General features: G+C 70.6%; 1 protein-coding gene. It reads left to right on the top strand.

Going from position 1 to position 1,281, the window contains the following annotated elements; translation table 11 throughout:
- A partial coding sequence (locus ACNFOC_RS54480; RefSeq protein WP_416966327.1) for a DEAD/DEAH box helicase occupies positions 1–1,266 on the top strand: 1,266 nt, incomplete at its 5' end.
- Between the last annotated feature and the right edge of the window lie 15 nt (positions 1,267–1,281).

Raw genomic sequence — 1,281 nt, 5'->3', positions numbered from 1 at the left:
CCCACCCTGGTGGTCTGCCCCGCCTCCCTCCTGGGCAACTGGCAGCGGGAGATCACCCGCTTCGCCCCCGGAGTCCCCGTCCGCCGCTTCCACGGCACGGACCGCACCCTGGAGGACCTGACCGGAGGCTTCGTCCTCACGACGTACGGCACGATGCGCTCGGCGGCACCCACCCTCGCCCGACAGCCGTGGGGCATGGTCGTCGCGGACGAGGCACAGCACGTCAAGAACCCGTACTCGGCGACGGCGAAAGCCCTGCGCACGATCCCGTCCCCCGCGCGCGTGGCGCTGACCGGCACCCCGGTGGAGAACAACCTCTCCGAACTCTGGGCCCTGCTGGACTGGACGACCCCCGGACTCCTCGGCCCCCTCAAGTCCTTCCGGGCCAGGCACGCGCGTGCGGTGGAGAACGGCGAGGACGAGGAGGCGGTGACCCGACTAGCCCGCCTGGTCCGACCTTTCCTCCTGCGCCGCAAGAAGTCCGACCCGGGCATCGTCCCCGAGCTGCCCCCCAAGACGGAGACGGACCACCCGGTCCCGCTCACCCGCGAACAGGCCTCGCTCTACGAGGCGGTGGTGCGGGAGTCGATGCTGGTCATCGAGACGACGGAGGGCATCGCACGCCGGGGCCTGGTCCTGAAGCTCCTCACCTCCCTCAAACAGATCTGCGACCACCCGGCGCTGTACCTGAAGGAGGACCACGCCGCGGCACAGGCCATCGGAGACCGCCTCGCCGCCCGCTCCGGCAAACTCGCCCTGCTGGACGAGCTGTTGGACACGCTGCTGTCCGAGGACCGTTCCGCGATCGTCTTCACGCAGTACGTCGGCATGGCCCGCCTGATCACCGCCCACCTGTCGGCCCGCGCGGTCCCGGTCGAGATGCTCCACGGCGGCACACCGGTACCGGAGCGGGAACGGATGGTGGACCGCTTCCAGGCGGGCGCGACCCCGGTCCTGGTCCTCTCCTTGAAGGCGGCGGGCACAGGCCTCAACCTGACCCGCGCGGGCCACGTCGTCCACTTCGACCGCTGGTGGAACCCGGCAGTCGAGGAACAGGCCACCGACCGCGCCTACCGCATCGGCCAGACCCAGCCCGTCCAGGTCCACCGCCTCATCACCGAGGGCACGGTCGAGGACCGCATCGCCGAAATGCTCGAATCCAAGCGGGCGTTGGCAGACGCGATCCTTGGCTCCGGCGAGTCGTCCCTGACCGAGCTGTCCGACCGGGACCTGTCCGACCTGGTGTCGTTGCGGAGGTCGGAGTGACGGGGGGTACGGGGC

The organism is Streptomyces colwelliae, from assembly GCF_048158785.1.
GTDB lineage: Bacteria > Actinomycetota > Actinomycetes > Streptomycetales > Streptomycetaceae > Streptomyces.
This window is presented reverse-complemented; position numbering and strand designations above follow the sequence as displayed.